This window comes from Klebsiella sp. HMSC16A12, from assembly GCF_001808265.1.
In the GTDB taxonomy this organism is placed as follows: domain Bacteria; phylum Pseudomonadota; class Gammaproteobacteria; order Enterobacterales; family Enterobacteriaceae; genus Klebsiella; species Klebsiella pneumoniae.
Window position 1 is genome coordinate 1 of record NZ_KV792555.1, and the last position, 3977, is coordinate 3977.

Here is a 3977-nt window from a genome sequence, read left to right on the forward strand (position 1 = left end):
TTCCTCAGCAAGGTGCTGTAAACCGGGCGGGCCGGAACAATGTCATCTGTGAGGCGTTCTATAGGCTATGACATAGAGAGTAGAAGGGAAGAGAGTTAAAACACGCTGAGAATAGCGAGGGAGAGAGTTTAGGACATAAGAAAGGCCGCTCTTTGGCGGCCTATATGATTTAATGTAAATATGCTGTTAGAGTCTGGGTTATTACTGGGTTTATTGTGCTTCAGAGCGTGGCCATTACCGTAGTCCATATAACCACATGAGCTGCCATCAAGCTAATTTTCATTGCACTCTCACTAATTCACCATGCCGGATGTTCTCTTTACGATCTGCAAAGAATTCAGCCACCAGGCTGCACACTGATATTACCCAGCAATAAGGGCTAGCAAAAGAGGCTATCATCAGCAGCGCCAGAAGCATCCACGTAGAATTGAAAAGGGTTCATCTTAATCGCCTAGCGTGATTGCGTTAAATTCAGGACCATGCCATGAATCTTCTGGGCCACGCTTACGAAAGCGAGGATGATTAAATACAGCACCTACTTTACGTTCATGCGCAATCCGTCTATCACGCTGTTCTTTGGTTTCCAGTTCATTAACTGGCGTTACTACGTATTCTTCATATGGTGTAGTCATTACTTAAATCACCCCAGCCATTAAACAGCAAAGCGCGATAAAGCCGAACACTGAAAGGATAATGTTTAGCGTCTGCTTACTTTGCTGGCGCTCTCTGAATGCCTCCAGTGTGGTGATCTCAATATCTCGCCAATCCTGATATGTATCAAAAATCGCCATATTCTTACCCTGATACATTCCCTCCGCTACTACGTATCCCTGCTTTAGCATCACTTCATAGTAACTTACATGGGGATTCATCACGCCGGGTACAATGTTAGCCTCTGCTACTGCTTTAGCTTCCCGGATTTTTTCTAAATCTTCCTGCATGATCAGGCCTTATTGTTCACTGTATTGTTGATAGTGATAGGCGCTTGTGTAGGAGCTACCACATGCATTGTATTACTTGCGTTAGCGTCTGGATGTGTTGGATCTGGCTGTGTATTCACTGTAACCGCTGTGTCTAAATCCCACGCAGCGCCAGTGATAAGATCAACGCCACCACATACAATCAACCCGCAAGCAATATCACCCCAGAGCCAGCCGTTCAGATTGTCTGTTACTGTGCCAGAGGTTATAGGGGCTGAGTCTGTACGCTGGAGTGTCACAGAATAGGGCGCATCGCCACGCTTGAGGTTTACCGTTGTAGGTGCAACGCCTGTACTCACTACTTCACCATCACCATTTCTAATCGTGTACATTGCCGGGGCATTAGTCTTAATGGCTACAGGCTGTGTTTTACCATCTACTATTAGCGCACAGCCAGAAAGTGACATAGCAGCAACAATAGCAGACAGCGCTACACAGATAGATTTGGTTTTCATTACAAGTGCATTCCTATTGATTGGATTAAATTGCTTTCTTAAAAAGTTTTGACTGATAATTACTACGTGCTTTTAGTAGCGCTTGAGTGTCTCTACTTTTCCATTCGCTTAGCTTAGCCGCTAGGGTAATACCCGCATTAAGTTCCATTTGATATTTAGTCTCGAACCAGAGCGGGGGATAATGATTAATAGCAAATACCCCCTTTATGGTGAGATCCGTAGCCACCGTGGATATGTTCGCCCCTCGGACAAGCAAAGGCACCAGTAGCCACACAGAACAGAAGAACAGCTAATAAAGTTTTCATTGCCACACGCTACCGTCTTTATTAAGAGAGATCAGGGGGGTGCATTCTAGTTTTGCCGTTCTCCCGTCCTTCATAATGATCTCATAGCGGAATATATAATAGTTAACTGTCCAATCACCGATCTTTTCATCATAGGCCGCTGCTTTATCTTCTGGAGTCTGGTCAACATTAATCAGGCGCGCCCTGTGCTCTGTATCCCATCCATTAGGGTTAGCATCAGGCTTGTTAGCGTCTTGTGTCCAAGTGAGAACACCTATTTGTTGCCATCCATCGCCCTGAGCCATTCCGCTAGTCATAAGGCCATTGCCTAATTCTTTAATATCGGTTTTGCTGTCAACGCTGCATTGCATTGTGTCAGTGTGAGCGCTGGCACCAAAGGAAGCTAAAAGGGCTACAGCCAATAAAATCTTTTTCATCTTAAACACCTCTAACATAATGGGTTAGATAATCTGTATCGCTAAAATCTGGTGAACGTTTACCATCACGTAAATATTCATCTACCTGAGTAGAGCTAATTACCTTTATGCAATCCGTTTGATCAACGTATTTTTCTTTTCTGCAATAAATATTTTTCGTTTTAGTGTGATAAAACGTTTCTATTTCTGGATCGTTGTATAAACCCTTTAGCTGGTAATCAGCGCCAACTTTTATAAAATCGTAGTCATTATCACCGTCTACATGAGAATGATAATGAAGCTCCGGTATAATATTTATTTGCCTCTCCTGCTGCTGTACTGGCGCTGAGTATTCAGGAGGAGGCGTATAGCCACCGGGACGCATAGAAGCCGCCCTAGCTCCACACAGAGAGCCATCTTTAGCTACCTGATCTGGATAGTCGCAACGGTTAGCCTGTGCGCCAAAAGAAGCCAGCACAGCAAGAGCAATGATCAGCTTTTTCATTATTCGCCAGCCTTGAAGGAGTTCACAGAGCAAAGGTGATTACCACGGCTATCAAGCAAGCGGAAAGTAGCAGCACCATCAACGCCCGTTTGCATCAGGGTTAATCTGTCTTGAGCATCTACAGGGAGAATCTCATCAGAGGAAGTTTTAATACCAGTCAAATAACGGTTAAAAACACTAACGCCAGTTTGAGCGGTTTCTTGTACTCCCCCTGAGAAAAGATAAGTTTCCCTCCCTTTTATTAAATAGAAAGCATCTTTAGTGTCTATTAAAGACAGATTAACTCCAGCGCAATTTAAGCTATAGACATTAGCGTTAACTACCACAGGCGCAAATAGAGCCAGTGCAATAAATAATTTTTTCATTTCTCAACATCCACCGATACGAGTAGCACACAGGAATAATACTGCGTTAGTTGTACGTTGCAGTGTAGCTTCTTCACTAGCCGCTTAAAGTGTGAGCAGCCAAAGCTGTAATAAACAGCCTATTCATTTTAACTTTCTCCGAATTAAATCAATTACGCCAAGCGCTAACCATATTAAATTGAACCATAACACTATGAACAACTTGCTTTTGCTTGCCCTGCACAGTGCTATAGGCCAACCTTTGATCTGCAAAGATTACCCACATAGCAGCGTTAAAAGTGATTTTAAAGTAGCAAGGGAAATCATCTCCTTTAATCACTGTCTATACGTCTGAAGCGTTAGTAGGACATACAACATTATCAACTGCTTTAATTATCGATTTCTTATTGTTCAGCAGAGTATTGTACATTTCTTTAACGCTGTTGATCAAAGCATGGGCATTCAAGTTAGTGATAGTAGAAAATTCTATTGACCTCATGTTTGTTGTTCGTCATTACTGCTGTGTGATGAATTATCCTAGGGACATTCTAATAGGGCCACTACTATTGAGATGATTCTTATGTAATGCGCACAAATACATTAAGAATTTATATTTATGATCAGGCCTGCCCATCATTTCATATTGATATATTCATGTCGTTTATGAAATTAACATAACAGTAAAGTTAAGGGTATTTAACGTTTACATTCAAAGCATTTAATGTAGTGTACACATGTGATTACTCAGCATGCATGTAATACATGCGTAGAAGTAAATGAGATGTGATTAATGCGCCGCAGTTATTTACTTTACTCTGTAAAAAACGATGAAAAGGAAAGAAAAGTAAAAAACAGCTATTGCTAGCTAATACATACACTCAATAGCTTTACATCACATAGCTGTATAAATTTCTGCAAAACGAACCATTCACTTTTCCTGCGCTGCATGAACGCCCTGGAAACGGTCAGCGAAGGCGAGGTGGTGGTTAACGG

6 protein-coding genes and 1 pseudogene are annotated in these 3977 nt (G+C 42.2%); 1 reads left to right on the plus strand and 6 read right to left on the minus strand.

What is annotated here, in order from left to right:
* Nucleotides 1-443 precede the first annotated feature (443 nt).
* The 6 genes from HMPREF3140_RS28215 to HMPREF3140_RS06395 all read right to left on the minus strand — a co-directional run bounded on the left by HMPREF3140_RS28215 (nt 444) and on the right by HMPREF3140_RS06395 (nt 3005).
* Nucleotides 444-632 carry a hypothetical protein gene (locus HMPREF3140_RS28215; RefSeq protein WP_129722153.1) on the minus strand — a complete coding sequence of 63 codons (189 nt, stop codon included), beginning with the start codon at nt 630-632 and terminating at the stop codon, nt 444-446.
* Between the two features lie 3 nt (nt 633-635).
* Nucleotides 636-941, minus strand: a complete 306-nt coding sequence (locus tag HMPREF3140_RS06380; protein WP_032411715.1) for a hypothetical protein — start codon at nt 939-941, stop codon at nt 636-638.
* 2 nt (nt 942-943) lie between these two features.
* Nucleotides 944-1435, minus strand: a complete 492-nt coding sequence (locus HMPREF3140_RS28220) for a hypothetical protein (RefSeq protein ID WP_016161266.1) — start codon at nt 1433-1435, stop codon at nt 944-946.
* A gap of 301 nt (nt 1436-1736) precedes the next feature.
* Nucleotides 1737-2156 carry a hypothetical protein gene (locus tag HMPREF3140_RS06385; RefSeq protein WP_016161265.1) on the minus strand — a complete coding sequence of 140 codons (420 nt, stop codon included), beginning with the start codon at nt 2154-2156 and terminating at the stop codon, nt 1737-1739.
* Nucleotide 2157: 1 nt separating this feature from the next.
* Nucleotides 2158-2640 carry a hypothetical protein gene (locus tag HMPREF3140_RS29090; protein ID WP_032411709.1) on the minus strand — a complete coding sequence of 161 codons (483 nt, stop codon included), beginning with the start codon at nt 2638-2640 and terminating at the stop codon, nt 2158-2160.
* Nucleotides 2640-3005 (minus strand): hypothetical protein, encoded by a 366-nt coding sequence (locus HMPREF3140_RS06395; RefSeq protein ID WP_032411706.1) that lies wholly within the window; start codon nt 3003-3005, stop codon nt 2640-2642. Before HMPREF3140_RS06395 ends, HMPREF3140_RS29090 begins: the two co-directional genes overlap by 1 nt.
* A gap of 907 nt (nt 3006-3912) precedes the next feature.
* Between HMPREF3140_RS06395 and HMPREF3140_RS29220 the strand changes: the two are divergent.
* Nucleotides 3913-3977, plus strand: a pseudogene (locus HMPREF3140_RS29220) (hypothetical protein); the annotation flags it as partial.